A 17,229-nucleotide genomic window follows, 5' to 3' on the forward strand; every position below is an offset into this window, starting at 1 on the left:
AAAGCGCCGGATGATGGCGCTTTTTGCTGACAACTTATTCAGGAAACCACCTCAAGGGCGATATACCTTAACATTATTGAACCCTTGCTCACGCAGGTACAGCGCCTGCAAGCGGCTCATCACCCCACGCTCGCAATATAGCAGGTAGGTTTTGCTCTGATCCAAATCGCCAAACTGTGTGCCCAGTTTGTAAAACGGCAGCGATTTCACTTCTACCTGCTCCAGCGCCAACGGGTGCTCATCCTGCTCATCCGGTGAACGAATATCCAGCAGAATATCGCTCGCGGCAAAGGCATCAACCGTTTCCACTTCGGTTACGCTCTGCTGGGTTTGCTCAGCAATCTCACGGATATCGATGTTGCGCGCTTGCGCCACGACGCTGTCGAGAATCGAGAAATCAAACAGGCTTTCTTCGTGCTCGATTTTGGCCTTCACCGCCTTCACTGTCGGACTTTTGGAGATCACGCCGCAATACTCAGGCATGGTCTTAGCAAAATCTTCCGTACCCAGTTCCCGCGCCAGACGAATAATGTGCTCTTTATCGTGAGAAATCAGCGGACGCAGGATCAGTGTGTCTGAGGCGTTATCAATCAGCCGCAGGTTGGTCAGCGTCTGACTGGACACCTGACCCAACGCCTCGCCGGTCACCAGCGCTTCGACGCCATAACGCTCGGCAATCCGCGACGCGGCCCGCACCATCATGCGTTTGAGCACCACTCCCATCTGGCCGTCGTCTACCTTTTCCAGAATTTCACCGACCACCGGTTCGAAATCAATAGCGACAAAACGCACCCGGTGTGAACTGCCAAAACGGTTCCACAGGTAATGCGCTACCTGACGTACACCGATTTCGTGCGCGGCACCGCCAAGATTAAAGAAACAGTAGTGCACCCGGCAACCGCGACGCATCAGCATGTAGCTGGAAACGCCGGAGTCGAATCCGCCGGAAATCAGCGACAGCACATCCTCCTGGGTACCGATAGGGAAACCGCCAATACCTTCGTAGCGGCCCTTAATCAACAGCAGGCGATCCTGATCAATCTCCAGATGCACCGTGACTTGCGGAGCCGTCAGGTTAACCCGTGCGCTTTCGATATGCTGATTCAGACCGCCGCCGACGTAGCGCTCCACATCCTGAGAGCTGAAATCGTGCTTGCCGCGACGTTTTACCCGCACACAGAATGTCTTTCCTTCCAGTTGCTCGCGGTAGGTGTTCAGCGTTTGTTCAAAAATATGGTGGATATCGGTATAGACACAATCTTCCACCTCAAGGATATGATGAATGCCCGGAATTCGCGTCAACGCATCGCGTATCACAGCGCGCTGACTTTCCTCTTTGGCGCGAACCTCGATATGATCCCAGTGACGGACAACCGCCAGCGTTTCATCATACTGTTTTAAAACGTTACGAATATTCCCGGTAAGAATCTTTATAAAGCGCAACCGCACAGATTGGCTTTTGATGGTGATTTCCGGGAACAATTTAATGATAAACTTCATGGCGGCTATCGTTAGTTAATTCTGAAGGCGTGAAACACGGGTACGCGGACAAAATACGAGTACCCTGAGTGCTAAAATTACGTTATTGGTAAAACTATTCCGACGCAGGTGGCCTTACCAATAGCATCCAGGGCGCGGAGTATACCACCATATTGCGGTAAGCTGCGCGGATTAAGCGCATAATTGCGCACCATAAAGGGCGCTTGCCGTGACAATCCGGTAGCGTTGGCGCTGACAGACGCGTATAAACAGAATCTGGAAACGAATATGCCGAAAAAAACTGAACAACCCACCAGCTTTGAAAACTCACTTGCTGAACTGGAACAGATTGTCTCGCGTCTGGAATCGGGTGAGCTTCCGCTGGAAGAGGCGTTGAACGCCTTTGAGCAGGGCGTCCAGCTTGCACGTCAGGGACAAGTAAAACTACAGCAGGCCGAACAGCGTGTTCAGATTCTGCTGAATGATGATCCTGATACTGCGTTGACACCTTTTACGCCGGATAATGAGCCGTTATGACAGATTTTCTCAAGCAGCTTGCAGTTCACCATCAGCGCATCGACGCCGCACTCAACCATTTTATTTCCACCTTGCCTTTTCAGAGTAGTCCACTGGTGGAAGCGATGGCGTATGGCGCACTGTTGGGAGGCAAACGACTGCGTCCTTTTCTGGTTTATGCTACTGGTCAGCTATTTGCCGTATCACAGGATAGCCTTGATGCACCAGCAGCAGCGGTTGAATGCATTCATGCCTACTCACTGATTCACGATGATTTACCGGCCATGGACGATGATGATCTACGGCGCGGCCAACCCACCTGCCATGTCAGATTTGGTGAAGATAAAGCGATTCTGGCTGGCGATGCCTTGCAAACGCTGGCGTTTTCCATTCTGGCGGATGCGCCAATGCCGCAAGTCAGTGAGCGTGATCGGTTAGCGATGATTTCCGAACTGGCCAGTGCCAGCGGTGTGGCCGGCATGTGCGGCGGTCAGGCGCTGGATCTGGAAGCGGAAGGTCATCGGGTTGATATACAGGGGCTGGAACGCATTCACCGCCACAAAACCGGCGCACTGATTCGTGCCTCAGTGCGGCTGGGCGCGTTGGCTGCGGGTGAACGTGGACGTTTTGCCCTGCCTTACCTTGATCGTTATGCTAACGCGATTGGTCTGGCCTTTCAGGTGCAGGACGATATTCTCGATGTAATTGGCGACAGCGCTACCACAGGTAAACGCCAGGGTGCCGACCAACAGCTCGGCAAAAGTACCTACCCAGCTTTACTGGGGCTTGAGCAAGCCAAAGTAAAAGCCAGGGAGCTGTGCAAAGAATCCCTCTCAGCACTAAATGAACTGGAAGAAACGCTGGACAAGCCCGCAACGATAGCACCTCTGCGGGCGTTAGCGAATTATATCGTTGAACGCGATAAATAATTTTAATACCAATACCGCTTGATGAGTATCTAATGACCTTTGATATAGCGAAATACCCCACGCTGGCGCTGGCGGAAAACCCTGAGGAACTGCGCCTGCTACCAAGGGAAAGCCTGCCCAAATTGTGCGATGAACTGCGACAGTATCTGCTGGACAGCGTCAGCCGCTCAAGTGGGCATTTTGCCTCAGGTCTGGGTACGGTCGAGTTGACCGTGGCGCTGCATTATGTTTACAACACCCCTTTCGACCACCTGGTGTGGGATGTGGGCCACCAGGCGTACCCTCACAAAATTCTGACTGGGCGACGAGATCGCATTGCCACCATTCGTCAAAAAGGTGGCTTGCATCCGTTTCCCTGGCGTGGCGAAAGCGAATATGACGTACTGAGCGTCGGTCACTCTTCAACCTCCATCAGCGCCGGTATTGGCATGGCGGTGGCAGCAGAGCGCGAAGGTCTGGGACGGAGAACCGCCTGCGTGATTGGCGATGGCGCGATTACTGCCGGTATGGCATTTGAAGCCATGAATCACGCTGGCGATATCAAACCGGATATGCTGGTGATTTTGAACGATAATGAGATGTCGATTTCCGAAAACGTCGGCGCACTGAACAATCACCTGGCACAATTGCTCTCCGGCAAGCTCTATTCCACCCTGCGTGAAGGCGGCAAGAAAGTGCTATCCGGCCTGCCGCCTATCAAGGAACTGGTCAAGCGTACTGAAGAACACCTGAAGGGCATGGTGGTGCCGGGTACGTTGTTTGAGGAATTGGGCTTTAATTATATCGGCCCGGTGGATGGGCATGACGTGCAGTCACTGGTGCAAACGCTGAAAAACATGCGTAGCCTGAAAGGTCCGCAGTTACTGCATATCATGACCAAGAAAGGCAAAGGCTATGCCCCCGCAGAACAGGACCCGATCAGCTGGCACGCCGTACCAAAATTCGACCCGGCCAGCGGCACATTACCGAAAAACAAAGAATCGCTTCCGACCTATTCCGCTGTTTTCGGCGAATGGCTGAAAGAAACCGCAGCAACAGACCATCGGCTGATGGCTATCACCCCAGCCATGCGTGAAGGCTCCGGCATGGTATCGTTTTCGCGTACCTATCCGCAGCAATACTTTGATGTCGCAATTGCAGAGCAACATGCAGTAACCTTTGCCGCCGGCCTGGCGATTGGGGGTTATCGTCCGGTAGTGGCTATCTACTCCACCTTCCTGCAACGTGCTTACGATCAGGTCATTCATGATGTCGCTATTCAGAACCTGCCGGTACTGTTTGCTATTGATCGCGGCGGCATCGTTGGCGCCGACGGCCAAACGCATCAGGGCGCATTTGACCTGTCGTTCCTGCGCTGTATCCCCCACATGGTGATCATGACGCCCAGCGACGAAAACGAATGTCGGCTGATGCTGCATACCGGTTATCATTATCAGCAAGGGCCATGTGCGGTACGTTACCCGCGCGGCAACGCGTTGGGCGTGGAACTGACGCCGCTGGAAACCTTGCCTATCGGCAAAGGCGTACTAAAACGCCAAGGTGAGAAGATTGCCATTCTGAATTTCGGCACGCTGTTGCCGGAAGCACAGCAGGCAGCTGATGCACTCAACGCAACACTGGCAGATATGCGATTTGTAAAACCGCTGGATGAGGCACTGATCGCCTCGCTCGCCGCCAGTCATGACGTACTGGTCACACTGGAAGAAAACGCGATTATGGGGGGCGCCGGCAGTGGAGTGAACGAATACCTGATGGCGAAACGCCTGCCGGTGCCGGTGCTCAATATCGGCCTGCCTGATGAATTTATTCCGCAAGGCCCACAGGCGGAAATCCGCGCAGACCTGGCACTGGACGCGGCAGGTATTGAATGTCGTATCCGCAGTTGGCTAGCCTGACTGGCATCAGTTACACGAATAGCAAAAACCGGGATAATCCCGGTTTTTTTTACATTTTGACAGCGGCTGAATAATAGCCTCAGTTTTGCAACTGCTATATCACATAATGCCCGACAACATACAAAACCGCTGCTGAAATAACCCCGGCGACGATATCGTCAACCATAATGCCCATGCCGCCATGCACATTACGATCAAACCAGCGGATCGGCCAGGGTTTGACAATATCCAGAACCCGGAAAATGACAAACCCCGCAGCCACCCAACCCCAGTGGCTCGAAGGCACTGCCATCAGCGTGATCCACATCCCGACAAATTCGTCCCAGACGATACTGCCGTGGTCATGTACCCCCATATCTTTGGCAGTACGGTGGCACAGGTAAACGCCAATGCAGATACTGAGCATCACCAGCAACGAATAAAGCTGTAATGGTAACAGCCTCAACAGATACCATACCGGAATGGCCGCCAGCGAACCTGCGGTACCGGGCATCCACGGCGATAACCCGCTGCCGAAGCCGGTCGCCAGAAAATGCCATGGATTACTCATGCGCAGGCGATGTTTGGCAACCAGCGAACTTTTATTTTCATGAGCCAAATTTTCATGAGCCAAAATGGTCATACCCTTTCAGATTAACAGTCACCGGCTGACCAGAGTGGAAGAACCCCAGCCCTTCCGATGCCGGGGCAATCTGGCCGATGCAGGTATAGCGAGCACCCAGGTGACCAATCGCTACCTCCAGCGCTCCACGATTCAACTCCGGTACGGTAAAGCACAGTTCATAATCTTCACCGCCGCTGAGCGCCCACCTCATAGCCTGTTCCGGGTCGTCACACTGCAACAACGCGCTGGAATAGGGCAACGCATCCAGATTAACGCGTGCGCCGCAATCACTGGCCTTGAGAATGTGCCCCAAATCAGACACCAGCCCGTCAGACAGATCGATAGCCGCGCTGGCCAGATCACGCAACGCCTGCCCGTGCAGAATTCGGGGCTGAGGGCGCAAATGACGCTGCAACAACCATTGACGGTCATCCGACTCAGACATCTGTAGCTTATCCTGCAAAACAGCCAAACCAGCAGCGCTATCGCCCAGTGTTCCAGTCACGTAAATCCAATCGCCAATACGCGCGCCACTACGCTTGAGCGCCCGCCCCTCCGGCACCAACCCTTGAATGGTCAGCGTCATACTGAGCGGCCCACGCGTGGTATCACCGCCAATCAGTTGCATACCGTAGTAAGAAAGCTGTTCAAACAAGCTGTTGCTATAGGCGGCGAGCCAGTCGGCATCAATATTCGGCAACGTGAGCGCCAGCGAGACAAATGCAGGATCAGCCCCCATCGCCGCCAGGTCACTCAAATTGACCGCCAGAGATTTGTACGCCAGATCAGCCGGGTCAATATCAGGCAGAAAATGAATGCCGGATACCAGCGTATCCGTGCTGACTGCCAGCAACTGTTTGTCCGGAATGTTCAGCAGGGCACAGTCATCGCCGATCCCCAGCTCAACACCCCGTCGTGAATAGCCCGTCCGATTGAAATAGCGGGCAATCACATCAAACTCACCTTGAGCCATAGTCTTTCCAGATTCTGGTAACCTAAAAAACCAAGGCCGGAAAACCGGCCCTGACTGACTTATCTTTTACCTGGTCGCAGGTGAGGCCCAGCTTTATCCAGTACCCCGTTCACGAACTTGTGGCTGTCCTCGGCACCAAACACTTTAGCCAGTTCAATCGCTTCGTTGATGGCAACCTTGTATGGCACATCTTCGCGTTTACTGAGCTCATACACCGCCAGACGCAAAACCGCCCTTTCCACCTGGCCCAGTTCTTCCAACTGACGGGAAAGGTATGGCGCCATCTGGGCATCCAGCTTTTCCGCCAGAGTAGCAACACCCGCCAGCAACTCGCGGAAATAGGCAATGTCCACGCCTTTGACATCCTGCTCGCTCAGGAACTGGAGTTCAACATCGGCAATATCGTTTTTGGACAACTGCCAGGAATAAAGCGCTTGAACCGCACATTCACGAGCGCGGCGACGAGCAGCAGGTTTCACGGAATACCCCTTACCAAATAAATCAGGCTGACTTGATTGAGTGTAATACATTGATCATTTCAAGCGCGGTCAAAGCAGCTTCAGCACCTTTATTCCCCGCTTTCGTGCCAGCGCGCTCGATGGCCTGCTCGATACTTTCCGTAGTCAGCACACCAAAGGCGACCGGAATGTCGCTGTTCATAGCGACCTGAGACAGACCGGAACTGCATTCGCCGGCAACAAATTCAAAATGCGCGGTACCACCGCGAATCACCGTACCCAGTGCCACCACAGCATCATATTTCTGGCTGTTAGCCAGCGCACGCACGGCCAGCGGCAGTTCATAGGCACCCGGCACCCAGACAACGGTGACGTTTTCTTCTTTCACCTGACCAATGCGCTTAAGAGCATCCAGCGCGCCTTCCAGCAAGCTGTCATTGATAAAGTGATTGAAGCGGGCAATAGCAATCGCCACACGAGCATTCGGAGCGGCAACAACACCTTCGATAATGTTCATAGCTTTCCTTTGACTGTTTTACGACCCCGCAGGGGGGCGGATTCTATCATATTCTTCCGGGCGCGTATCCGCTTTTGACCCTGTATCGGATATCCGTCATCCGACATACGGAGGCAATATATTATTGCGGCTTCAGGGTCAGGCGGAGATCCGGCCCAACCTGACAAACATCCGTCATAGCAAACGCGGGTGCCAGCGACAACTGTTCCAGCCCCGGCAAAACGCACAGCGGTCGGGCCGCCTCACCCAACAATTTAGGTGCAAGATAGACGATAAGCTCATCTACCACGCCCACCTGCAATAACGCGCCAGCCAGCCGGGGACCGGCTTCCACCCATACGGTATTGATTTGACGCTTGCCCAGAGACATCATCAGGGCAACCAGATCGATACCACCGCCATGCAGCGGCATACTGAGTTGCTCTACACCATCCGGCCATGGCTGCTCATCCTGACGTACACGCGCCAGCCAGGTCTGCCCAGGCTGACTCACCAGGCGATGCTGCGGCGTCACGCGCGACTGACTATCAACAATCACGCGTACCGGCTGGCGCACGGCGCTTTCAGGGTAGAGGTGCTGAGTATCCGCATCCAGTTCTGACCAGCGTACGGTCAACGACGGATCATCTGCCAGCACGGTAGCACTGCTGCTAAGAATAGCGGAACTCTGCGCGCGAAAACGCTGCACATCCTGACGAGACTGAGGTGAGGTAATCCACTGGCTTTCCCCGGACGCCATTGCCGTACGGCCATCCAGCGACGCACCAAGCTTGAGCTGCACATAAGGGAAACCGGTGCGCATCCGTTTCAGAAAGCCGCGGTTAATCTTTTCCGCCTGCTCCATCATCACGCCGTGGTGCACTGCAATGCCGGCCTGTTGCAGGCGGTGCAGACCGCGGCCAGCCACCTGAGGATTGGGGTCCTGCATCGCGGCGACGACTCGCGCCACGCCAGCGGCGACCAGCGCATCAGCACAAGGCGGGGTGCGACCGTGATGACTACAGGGTTCTAGCGTTACATACGCCGTAGCGCCACGCGCCTTGTCACCCGCCATACGCAGCGCATGTACTTCAGCATGGGGTTCGCCCGCTTTCTGGTGATATCCTTCTCCCACTATCTCGCCATCTCTGACGATCACGCATCCGACATTTGGATTCGGCGCCGTAGTGAAGCGCCCGTGGCGAGCAAGCTCAAGCGCACGGGCCATGTAAAACTCATCAGGGTATGTAGCCATGCTGCGCTTATCCTGGATTAAGAATCATATTAGGAAGAGGAAGATACGCGAGACCAACGTATCGTTAATCCTGCAGACGAGCGATTTCTTCGCCAAATTCACGGATGTCCTCAAAACTGCGGTACACCGATGCAAACCGGATGTAGGCCACTTTATCGAGCTTCTTTAGCGCATCCATCACCAGATTGCCCACCATTTTGGCCGTTACTTCCCGCTCGCCAGTGGCACGTAGTTGAGACTTGATATGTGTAATCGCGGTTTCCACGTTATCAGAGCTGACTGGGCGTTTTTCCAGCGCCTTCAGCATACCGCTACGCAGTTTGTCCTCGTTGAACGGCTCGCGCACATCATTACTCTTGATGACCCGCGGCATCACCAGCTCCGCCACCTCAAAGGTGGTAAAACGCTCGTTGCACACCAGACACTGCCGACGGCGACGAACCTGAGAACCTTCTCCCACCAGACGAGAATCAATTACTTTGGTATCCACTGCGGCACAAAAAGGACAATGCATAACGTTTCCAGACCATAACCGTATAATCTTAACCTAGTTTACCCCGAATTTTGCCGATAACCCAAATACCGGCACGACGTTGTTTTTCATCGCTGGCTACCTCCTGCAACTACACGCGATGCCGATGAGCGACCTCGCGTGGTTGCCAGCAATCCGCAGCGATTGATTATCGCGCCCCCGTATTTATCACTCTTGATTCAGCCTGTTCTGCTTACCTCCTTGCTAAAAGGTCATTCACTATAAGGGACAATAACTCACGTCTATATTGACCCAAATTGAATAATTAATTGACCCGTATGGGCTCAGGGAGAAACAAGGCATGACCTTTTACCACCGCGTTATCCCGATGTTATCCGTGATGGCATTGCTCGCCGGATGTGCGCACCCACAACCCCCCCATGTGCAAAACGAACTGGGCCAGATCGACCAGAAACTGCAGGATATCGCCAACCGCGCTGTCGCTCTGGAGCAGCAGAATTCGTTAAACGCCAACTCTACGTCCGGAGCATATCTGCTACCTGCCGCTCATAACCGGGCATTGCTCGACAGCAGCATCGGCACGTTAAGTCTGGAGCTGAGCAAGATTGAACCGGAAGCCAGCGGCACACGCGTCTTGCTCACTATCCGCACCATGAACACACTGTCGTTACCCGCCTTTCAGGCAACACTTGACTGGGGAACGCTTGATCCAGTCAGTGGCAAACCGTTGACCGGCGATATGCAAACTCAGTTACTCAGGTTCCCGCGATCTCTGACGCAGGTTTCAGAGGCCACGACAGAAGTACGGCTTTCGGGACTGACGCCGGAACAGCTTGGTTTTGTGCGTGTGCATGATGTAATGGCAGAATCTGCGCAGCATCACGACGAATCGGATCAGACTCACCCTTAGATGCCGCAATTTGCGGCAATCATAAAAAAACCCTGCCAGACGGCAGGGTTTGTCATTGCATATCGGATGATGAAAAGCGATTACGGCAGCAACGACGGCTGGTCCGCGCCCTCTTTTTCCACCTTCTGCACCAGCATGTGCTCACGCTTCATACCCAGCTTGAGCGCCAGCGCGGAGGCAACATAGATAGAAGATACCGTACCAATGGTGACGCCTATCAGCATCGTCAGCGAGAATCCCTGCAACATCGCGCCGCCGAACAGGTACAGCATCAGGATCACCACTAACGTTGTGCCTGATGTGATCAATGTTCGGTGCAACGTTTGGGTCAACGACACGTTGAAAATTTCGTAAGGCGTACCACGGCGGATCTTACGGAAGTTTTCACGGATACGGTCAGAAACCACGATGCTGTCATTCAGCGAGTAGCCGATGACCGACATCAGCGAGGCCACAGTGGTCAGATCGATTTCAATCCGACACAGTGATAGCACCCCCATAGTGATAATCACGTCGTGCGCCAACGCGATAACCACCCCCGCAGCCAGACGCCATTCGAAACGGAAGCCGACGTAAATCAAAATGCAGATTAACGCCGCCAGCAACGCCATGGCACCATTCTGCGCCAAATCTGCACCCACGCTCGGCCCGACGAATTCAATGCGCTTAACTGCCGCATTCTGACTGGTTGCTTCGTTGATCACACTGACAACTTTGCTGCCCAGCGCCTGACCGCCAGTTTCATCATGAGCAGGCGGCATACGCACCATGATGTCACGGCTGCTGCCAAAGTTCTGCACCAGCGGATCGGCAAAGCCGGCTTTTTGCAACGCTTCACGCATCTGTTCCAGATCCGCAGATTTCTCCAGCGCAATCTCAATAACCGTACCACCGGTGAAATCCAGTCCCCAGTTGAAACCACGTACGCCCATCACAACGATAGACAGCAGCAGCAGCAGACCAGACAAACCGAACGCCCAGTAATCCCAGCGCATAAAGTCATACACTTTACGGCCATAGTTCAATTGTTCAACAGTATATTCCTGTGCCACAACGCACTCCTCAGATAGACAGCTTTTTGATGCGTTTGCCGCCGTATAGCAGGTTTACGATGGCACGGGTACCTACGATTGCAGTAAACATGGATGTCGCCACGCCAATACCGGTCGTGATCGCAAATCCTTTAATCGAACCGGTACCGACCGCATACAGGATAATGACCTTAATCAGCGTCGTGACGTTCGCATCGAAGATGGAACTGAATGCGCCCCGGTAACCTTCGTCAATCGCCTGCTGAACGGTACGCCCGTTGCTCAGTTCTTCTTTGATACGTTCGTTAATCAGTACGTTAGCATCCACCGCTACCGCAAGGGTTAACACAATACCTGCAATCCCCGGCATAGTCAGCGTCGCCCCCGGCAGCAGCGACATAATGCCGACCACCAGCACCAGGTTCAACAACAGCGCGGAGGTCGCAATCATGCCGAACGTCTTATAGAAGAAAATCATGAACAGGATGGACACAGCAAGACCAGCCAGACACGCCTCAAGCCCCTGAGTGATGTTCTGCATACCCAGTGTTGGGCCGATAGTGCGCTCTTCCACGATCTGAATCGGTGCTATCAGCGCGCCAGCACGCAACAGCAGCGACAGTTGACGAGCCTCATTCGGGTTGTTGATGCCGGTAATACGGAAGCTGTTACCCAGACGTGACTGGATGGTGGCGACGTTAATCACCTCTTCCTCTTTTTCCAGAATCGCACGGCCATTGGCATCTTTTTTACCGCTGTCCTTGTACTCCACAAACAAGGTCGCCATCGGTTTACCGATATTGTCCTTAGTGAAGTTGGACATCATATTGCCGCCAGCGCTGTCCAGAGAGATATTGACCTGCGGACGATTGTACTCATCGTTGCCGGAGGTGGAGTCAGTAATGTGGTCACCGGTCAGAATCACGCGCTTGTACAGCGCTACCGGGCCGCCATCACGCATATTCATCACCTCGGTGTCGCCAGGCACACGACCGCTGCTCAGTGCAGCAGGATCGACATTGCTGTTAACCAGACGAAACTCCAGCGTGGCGGTCGCTCCCAGGATTTCCTTGGCACGCGCGGTGTCCTGAATCCCTGGCAGTTCTACTACAATACGGTCAGTCCCCTGACGCTGCACCAACGGTTCGGCCACGCCGAGCTGGTTGACACGGTTGCGCAGGATATTGATGTTCTGTTGCACCGCATATTCGCGGGCTTCACGCAGGCGGGCATCACTCATGACCGCACGCAGCGTATCGCTGCCACTGCTGCTGATCACCAGATCACGATGACGGGGAGTCAGGTAATTCACCGCGTTGTCGCGCAATTGAGCGTCGCGGAACAGAATTTCCACGCCATAGTTATCCGACTTGCGAACAGAAGCATACTGGATGCCTTTCTCACGCAGATCACTGCGCAGGGAATCCATTGTCTGCTCTTGTAACTTGCCTAACGCCGTGTCCATATCCACTTCCATCAGGAAGTGCACACCGCCACGCAGGTCAAGACCCAGTTTCATCGGTTCTGCACCCAGCATTCTCAGCCAGGTCGGCGTAGCCGGCGCCAGATTAAGCGCAACCACATACTTCTCGCCCAACGCGTTCAGCAGCGCTTCACGAGCGCGAAGCTGTACGTCTGGCGTGGAGAAACGCGCAAGAATGGCACCGTTTTCCAGCGCAATAGACTTACTGGGGATATTTTGTTCTTTCAACACATTCTGGATCTGGACCAGCGTAGATTCACTGGCGGCGGTTCCTCGCGCGCCAGTGACCTGAATTGCCGGATCCTCACCATACAGGTTAGGAAGTGCGTAGAGCAGACCAACGATAATCGTCACGATCAGCATCAGGTACTTCCACAGAGGATAGCGGTTTAACACGGTAGTTCCCTTCGGGAAAGTCGAAAAATTACAGGGCCTTCATGGTACCCTTCGGCAGAACGGACGTCACGTAGTCACGCTTGATAACGACTTCGTTGGTATCGTTCAGGGCAATGGTGATAAATCCGTTATCAGCCACCTTGGTCACACGCCCCACCAGGCCGCCGTTGGTCAGCACTTCATCGCCTTTGCTGATCGAATCCATCAACTTTTTGTGTTCCTTGGCACGTTTTTGCTGAGGGCGCAGGATCATGAAGTAAAAAATCAGACCGAACACGGCCAGCATAATCACCAGAGAGTACGGGCTTCCTTGAGCCGGAGCACCTGCGGTTGCTGCCACAGCGTCGGAAATGAAAAAACTCATTTAAATGTCCTCTTTAGTTATCAAAATACAAGTTATCTATAAAACGTTCATGCCACGCAAACGTGCTTATTGCAGCGCATGACCTTCACGGTCAACGTCCACCGCATTGTCAACCAACGGCGGAAGCGGTTTACCAATGCGCTGGTAAAACTCGGCCACAAAGCTCTCTAATTTACCGTCTTCAATAGCCTGTCGTAAACCAGCCATCAGGCGCTGGTAATAGCGCAGGTTGTGGATAGTATTGAGGCGCGCGCCGAGTATTTCGTTACAACGGTCCAGGTGGTGCAAGTAGGCACGACTATAATTGCGACACGTGTAGCAATCACAGTGCTCATCCAGCGGCCCGGTATCATCTTTATGTTTAGCGTTACGGATTTTAACCACACCGTCCGTCACGAACAGATGGCCGTTACGGGCGTTGCGAGTCGGCATCACGCAATCAAACATATCGATACCGCGACGAACCCCCTCCACCAAATCTTCCGGTTTCCCCACCCCCATCAGATAGCGGGGTTTATCCGCCGGCAACTGCGGACAGACATGCTCCAGAATGCGGTGCATATCGGCTTTCGGCTCACCGACCGCGAGGCCGCCCACAGCGTAACCATCAAAGCCGATGTCCACCAGCCCTTTTACTGACACATCACGTAAATCTTCGTAAACACTACCCTGAACGATGCCGAACAGCGCGTTTTTGTTGCTTAATTCGTCAAAACGCTGACGGCTGCGCTTCGCCCAGCGCAGCGACATTTCCATCGAGCGCTTGGCATAGTCCCAGTCTGCCGGGTAAGGCGTACACTCGTCGAAAATCATCACAATATCGGAACCGAGATCGTACTGAATTTCCATGGATTTTTCCGGACTGAGGAAAATGGCGTCACCGTTGATCGGGTTACGAAAGTGAACCCCTTCTTCAGTAATCTTGCGGATATCACCGAGACTAAACACCTGAAAACCACCAGAATCGGTCAGAATCGGGCCATGCCACTGCATAAAATCATGCAGGTCGCCGTGACGTTTCATGATCTCCTGCCCCGGACGCAACCACAGGTGGAAGGTGTTGCCTAAAATAATCTGTGCGCCGGTGTCTTTGACTTCTTCCGGCGTCATCCCTTTAACGGTGCCGTAAGTGCCGACCGGCATAAATGCCGGCGTTTCCACTACACCACGTTCAAAAACCAGACGACCACGGCGCGCATGGCCATCCGTTTGCAACAGTTCGTACTTCACTTAACCTCCAGCATCAGAAAACAGTCTGATGACATCGTTGATATACCCACAGAACCTGGCCTGCGGTATGAAAATGGCTCGACAGTGGATTACCCCACCTGTTCTTGTTCCGCCGACGGGTTACGGGTAATGAACATCGCATCCCCGTAACTAAAAAAGCGGTACTGCTCAGCCACCGCCTGATGGTAAGCGTCCATGGTATGACGGTAACCCGCAAACGCCGACACCAGCATAATCAATGTCGATTCCGGCAAGTGGAAATTGGTCACCAGCGCATCCACCACCTGATAGTGATAGCCGGGGTAGATAAAAATGCGGGTATCGCCGAAAAACGGGGCAATTACGGCTTCCACACTGGCTTGAGCCGCACTTTCCAACGAACGCACCGAGGTCGTACCGACGGCGATAACACGGTTGCCACGCGCTTTACAGGCCAGTACCGCGTCCACTACCGTCTGCGGCACTTCGGCATACTCGGCGTGCATCACATGGTCTTCGATTGACTCAACCCGCACTGGCTGGAAGGTACCGGCACCGACATGCAGAGTCACGAAGGCCATTTCCACGCCTTTTTCTTTCAGAGCAGCCAGTAACGGCTCATCAAAATGCAGACCCGCGGTTGGTGCCGCCACGGCGCCGGGGCGCTGACTGTACACCGTCTGATACAATTCGCGGTCTGCGGCCTCATCTGGACGGTCAATATAGGGTGGCAACGGCATATGCCCGATGTCATTGAGAATGGTCAACACATCACGTGTATCGTCAAACTGAATCTCGAACAGTGCATCATGGCGCGCCAGCATGGTGGCTTTCACGCTCTCATCTTCACCGAGTAACAATTCCGTGCCGGGTTTGGGTGCCTTGGAAGCACGCACATGCGCCAGCACACGATGGTTATCCAGCATACGCTCTACCAGCACTTCCAGCTTACCGCCGCTAGCCTTGCGGCCAAACAAGCGTGCCGGGATCACCCGTGTATTGTTAAACACCAACAGGTCGCCCGGCTGTAATTTATCGAGCAGATCGGTAAAGACGCCGTGCACGACTGCACCTGTGGGACCATCCAGCGACAACAGACGGCAGCCACTGCGTTTTGCCTGCGGATAGCGGGCAATCAGAGATTCAGGTAATTCAAACGAAAAATCAGCAACACGCATGACTATTCACTTACATTTCGGCACAGTGGAACAAAAGAAGCGGCCTAGTCTAGAGCTCGCTGACACCGGCTGCAAGAAATAAGCGGGACAGCGTGTCGCCTTCCTCTATACTTGCAGCGTCAATCATGCCTTTTTCTTTCCGAGGAGCGCCTCAACGCCATGAATTTTCTCGCACATCTGCACCTTGCCACACTGGCGCAAAGCTCCCTGACCGGCAACCTGATGGCAGATTTCGTGCGCGGCAACCCTGATGAGCTATATCCAGCCGATATGGTGGCCGGCATTCGCCTGCATCGGCGCATCGACGTATTAACCGACAGTCTGCCGGAAGTCCGCACCGCCTGTCGCCACTTCAGCACCGACTATCGCCGGGTTGCACCGATAGCACTGGATGTGCTGTGGGACCACTTTCTGGCGCGCCACTGGTCGCAACTGGAACCCTCGATATCCTTGACGCACTTTGTCACCGATGCTGAACGTCAGATTGTTCCGCATCTGGCCGATACACCGGAACGCTTTCGCAACCTCAACCATTATTTGTGGTCAGAACGCTGGCTGGAACGTTACGCTGAGCTGCCGTTTATTGCTGACGTGCTGCATCGCATGTCGGTACGCCGACCAAAGCTGGCGGCACTATCTGGCTCATTTAGTGACATCGAGCGCAGCTACCATCAATTTGAAACATTATTCTGGCAGTTCTATCCTCATATGATGCATCTGGCAAAAACAGGTCAGCTTGATGGCCCGGCTGACGCCGCACGGTAAATCACGGTCAATGAAGAACAGTACGCCAGGCTGTTCACGTGTCAGTGACAAGAGTTATCAATTGATTCGATAGCCAAAGGCTATCTTATTGATTGGTCGCTTTCGCTTTATTCACCGGCAGGCTGTACCTATACTTACGGCGTTTATTACGTTCACCTTTCATTAACAACTATTTACAGGAGTAATTATGGTCCTGGTAACGCGTCCTGCCCCCGACTTCACTGCTGCTGCCGTACTGGGAAGCGGGGAAATCGTTGAAAATTTCAATCTGAAAAAACACATCAACGGAAAACCGGCTGTGATCTTCTTCTGGCCGATGGACTTCACCTTCGTGTGCCCGTCTGAACTGATCGCCTTCGATCACCGCTATGAAGAGTTTAAAAAACGTGGCGTTGAAGTGGTTGGTGTGTCTTTTGACTCTGAGTTCGTTCACAACGCCTGGCGTAAAACCCCGGTCGAAAACGGCGGTATCGGTGAAGTGAAATATGCGATGGTCGCTGACATTAAACGCGAAATTCAGAAAGCCTACGGTATCGAACACCCGGATGCAGGCGTAGCACTGCGTGGCTCTTTCCTGATCGACAAAAACGGCATCGTGCGTCATCAGGTGGTGAACGATCTGCCGCTGGGCCGTAACATCGACGAAATGGTGCGTATGGTTGACGCACTGCAATTCCACGAAGAGCACGGCGAAGTATGCCCGGCTCAGTGGGAAAAAGGCAAAGCCGGTATGGGCGCCTCTCCGGACGGTGTTGCCAAATACCTGAAAGAAAACGCCAGCAACCTGTAATCAGT

General features: G+C 53.7%; 18 protein-coding genes. 6 read left to right on the forward strand and 12 right to left on the reverse strand.

The features are described 5' to 3' along the window. Positions 1–51: 51 nt before the first annotated feature. A complete protein-coding gene (thiI, locus tag Dpoa569_RS13500) occupies positions 52–1,500 on the reverse strand; it encodes a tRNA uracil 4-sulfurtransferase ThiI (protein WP_146411455.1) in 1,449 nt (482 codons plus the stop codon). A 267-nt stretch (positions 1,501–1,767) separates the two neighbouring features. Between thiI and xseB the strand changes: the two genes are divergently transcribed. The 3 genes from xseB to dxs are packed head-to-tail and all read left to right on the forward strand — an operon-like array spanning position 1,768 to position 4,819. Continuing rightward, complete coding sequence (gene xseB / locus Dpoa569_RS13505) at positions 1,768–2,016, forward strand: exodeoxyribonuclease VII small subunit (protein WP_042873833.1); 249 nt, start codon at positions 1,768–1,770, stop codon at positions 2,014–2,016. Next, a complete protein-coding gene (ispA, locus tag Dpoa569_RS13510; RefSeq protein ID WP_042869268.1) occupies positions 2,013–2,924 on the forward strand; it encodes a (2E,6E)-farnesyl diphosphate synthase in 912 nt (303 codons plus the stop codon). Before xseB ends, ispA begins: the two co-directional genes overlap by 4 nt. Before the next feature lie 32 nt (positions 2,925–2,956). After that, positions 2,957–4,819, forward strand: a complete 1,863-nt coding sequence (dxs, locus tag Dpoa569_RS13515) for a 1-deoxy-D-xylulose-5-phosphate synthase (protein ID WP_042869266.1) — start codon at positions 2,957–2,959, stop codon at positions 4,817–4,819. 94 nt (positions 4,820–4,913) lie between these two features. On the opposite strand, the gene pgpA is transcribed toward dxs, so the two are convergent. The 6 genes from pgpA to nrdR all read right to left on the reverse strand — a co-directional run bounded on the left by pgpA (position 4,914) and on the right by nrdR (position 9,119). Beyond that, positions 4,914–5,441 carry a phosphatidylglycerophosphatase A gene (pgpA, locus tag Dpoa569_RS13520; protein ID WP_042869264.1) on the reverse strand — a complete coding sequence of 176 codons (528 nt, stop codon included), beginning with the start codon at positions 5,439–5,441 and terminating at the stop codon, positions 4,914–4,916. Continuing rightward, positions 5,422–6,396 carry a thiamine-phosphate kinase gene (thiL, locus tag Dpoa569_RS13525; RefSeq protein ID WP_146411458.1) on the reverse strand — a complete coding sequence of 325 codons (975 nt, stop codon included), beginning with the start codon at positions 6,394–6,396 and terminating at the stop codon, positions 5,422–5,424. The genes pgpA and thiL overlap by 20 nt, the downstream gene beginning before the upstream one ends. Before the next feature lie 59 nt (positions 6,397–6,455). After that, a complete protein-coding gene (nusB, locus tag Dpoa569_RS13530) occupies positions 6,456–6,875 on the reverse strand; it encodes a transcription antitermination factor NusB (RefSeq protein ID WP_042869262.1) in 420 nt (139 codons plus the stop codon). 22 nt (positions 6,876–6,897) lie between these two features. Next, positions 6,898–7,371, reverse strand: coding sequence for a 6,7-dimethyl-8-ribityllumazine synthase (gene ribH, locus Dpoa569_RS13535; protein WP_042869260.1), 474 nt, complete (start codon positions 7,369–7,371; stop codon positions 6,898–6,900). Between the two features lie 121 nt (positions 7,372–7,492). Then, complete coding sequence (gene ribD / locus Dpoa569_RS13540; protein ID WP_042869258.1) at positions 7,493–8,605, reverse strand: bifunctional diaminohydroxyphosphoribosylaminopyrimidine deaminase/5-amino-6-(5-phosphoribosylamino)uracil reductase RibD; 1,113 nt, start codon at positions 8,603–8,605, stop codon at positions 7,493–7,495. A gap of 64 nt (positions 8,606–8,669) precedes the next feature. Continuing rightward, complete coding sequence (gene nrdR, locus Dpoa569_RS13545; protein WP_042869256.1) at positions 8,670–9,119, reverse strand: transcriptional regulator NrdR; 450 nt, start codon at positions 9,117–9,119, stop codon at positions 8,670–8,672. A 319-nt stretch (positions 9,120–9,438) separates the two neighbouring features. Here nrdR and Dpoa569_RS13550 point away from each other — a divergent pair, with 319 nt between their 5' ends. Then, positions 9,439–10,008, forward strand: coding sequence for a SadB/YajI family lipoprotein (locus Dpoa569_RS13550; protein ID WP_042869254.1), 570 nt, complete (start codon positions 9,439–9,441; stop codon positions 10,006–10,008). Between the two features lie 80 nt (positions 10,009–10,088). Here the strand turns inward: Dpoa569_RS13550 and secF are convergent, their stop codons facing one another. The 5 genes from secF to queA form a co-directional block, all read right to left on the reverse strand. Then, on the reverse strand, positions 10,089–11,060 hold the full coding sequence (secF, locus tag Dpoa569_RS13555; RefSeq protein WP_042869251.1) for a protein translocase subunit SecF: 972 nt from the start codon (positions 11,058–11,060) through the stop codon (positions 10,089–10,091). Between the two features lie 10 nt (positions 11,061–11,070). Then, positions 11,071–12,918 (reverse strand): protein translocase subunit SecD, encoded by a 1,848-nt coding sequence (gene secD, locus Dpoa569_RS13560; RefSeq protein ID WP_071604285.1) that lies wholly within the window; start codon positions 12,916–12,918, stop codon positions 11,071–11,073. Between the two features lie 28 nt (positions 12,919–12,946). Further along, on the reverse strand, positions 12,947–13,282 hold the full coding sequence (yajC, locus tag Dpoa569_RS13565; protein ID WP_012770768.1) for a preprotein translocase subunit YajC: 336 nt from the start codon (positions 13,280–13,282) through the stop codon (positions 12,947–12,949). 66 nt (positions 13,283–13,348) lie between these two features. Next, entirely contained in the window at positions 13,349–14,512 is a 1,164-nt protein-coding gene (gene tgt / locus Dpoa569_RS13570) for a tRNA guanosine(34) transglycosylase Tgt (RefSeq protein ID WP_042869247.1), read from the reverse strand. Between the two features lie 89 nt (positions 14,513–14,601). Further along, complete coding sequence (gene queA, locus Dpoa569_RS13575; RefSeq protein ID WP_042869245.1) at positions 14,602–15,669, reverse strand: tRNA preQ1(34) S-adenosylmethionine ribosyltransferase-isomerase QueA; 1,068 nt, start codon at positions 15,667–15,669, stop codon at positions 14,602–14,604. A gap of 159 nt (positions 15,670–15,828) precedes the next feature. Between queA and Dpoa569_RS13580 the strand changes: the two genes are divergently transcribed. Continuing rightward, positions 15,829–16,434, forward strand: a complete 606-nt coding sequence (locus tag Dpoa569_RS13580; protein ID WP_042869243.1) for an ACP phosphodiesterase — start codon at positions 15,829–15,831, stop codon at positions 16,432–16,434. Between the two features lie 187 nt (positions 16,435–16,621). Beyond that, positions 16,622–17,224 carry a peroxiredoxin C gene (locus Dpoa569_RS13585; RefSeq protein ID WP_042869241.1) on the forward strand — a complete coding sequence of 201 codons (603 nt, stop codon included), beginning with the start codon at positions 16,622–16,624 and terminating at the stop codon, positions 17,222–17,224. Positions 17,225–17,229 lie beyond the last annotated feature (5 nt).

It is taken from the genome of Dickeya poaceiphila, assembly GCF_007858975.2.
Lineage (GTDB): Bacteria > Pseudomonadota > Gammaproteobacteria > Enterobacterales > Enterobacteriaceae > Dickeya > Dickeya poaceiphila.

Excerpts from the sequence above, each read along its gene's own strand:
- pgpA (WP_042869264.1), bottom strand. The coding sequence starts at position 5,441 with ATGACCATTTTGGCTCATGAAAATTTGGCTCATGAAAATAAAAGTTCG.
- Dpoa569_RS13585 (WP_042869241.1), top strand. The coding sequence starts at position 16,622 with ATGGTCCTGGTAACGCGTCCTGCCCCCGACTTCACTGCTGCTGCCGTA.
- ispA (WP_042869268.1), top strand. The coding sequence starts at position 2,013 with ATGACAGATTTTCTCAAGCAGCTTGCAGTTCACCATCAGCGCATCGAC.
- ribH (WP_042869260.1), bottom strand. The coding sequence starts at position 7,371 with ATGAACATTATCGAAGGTGTTGTTGCCGCTCCGAATGCTCGTGTGGCG.
- dxs (WP_042869266.1), top strand. The coding sequence starts at position 2,957 with ATGACCTTTGATATAGCGAAATACCCCACGCTGGCGCTGGCGGAAAAC.
- thiI (WP_146411455.1), bottom strand. The coding sequence starts at position 1,500 with ATGAAGTTTATCATTAAATTGTTCCCGGAAATCACCATCAAAAGCCAA.
- Dpoa569_RS13580 (WP_042869243.1), top strand. The coding sequence starts at position 15,829 with ATGAATTTTCTCGCACATCTGCACCTTGCCACACTGGCGCAAAGCTCC.
- queA (WP_042869245.1), bottom strand. The coding sequence starts at position 15,669 with ATGCGTGTTGCTGATTTTTCGTTTGAATTACCTGAATCTCTGATTGCC.
- thiL (WP_146411458.1), bottom strand. The coding sequence starts at position 6,396 with ATGGCTCAAGGTGAGTTTGATGTGATTGCCCGCTATTTCAATCGGACG.
- xseB (WP_042873833.1), top strand. The coding sequence starts at position 1,768 with ATGCCGAAAAAAACTGAACAACCCACCAGCTTTGAAAACTCACTTGCT.
- ribD (WP_042869258.1), bottom strand. The coding sequence starts at position 8,605 with ATGGCTACATACCCTGATGAGTTTTACATGGCCCGTGCGCTTGAGCTT.
- yajC (WP_012770768.1), bottom strand. The coding sequence starts at position 13,282 with ATGAGTTTTTTCATTTCCGACGCTGTGGCAGCAACCGCAGGTGCTCCG.
- nrdR (WP_042869256.1), bottom strand. The coding sequence starts at position 9,119 with ATGCATTGTCCTTTTTGTGCCGCAGTGGATACCAAAGTAATTGATTCT.
- Dpoa569_RS13550 (WP_042869254.1), top strand. The coding sequence starts at position 9,439 with ATGACCTTTTACCACCGCGTTATCCCGATGTTATCCGTGATGGCATTG.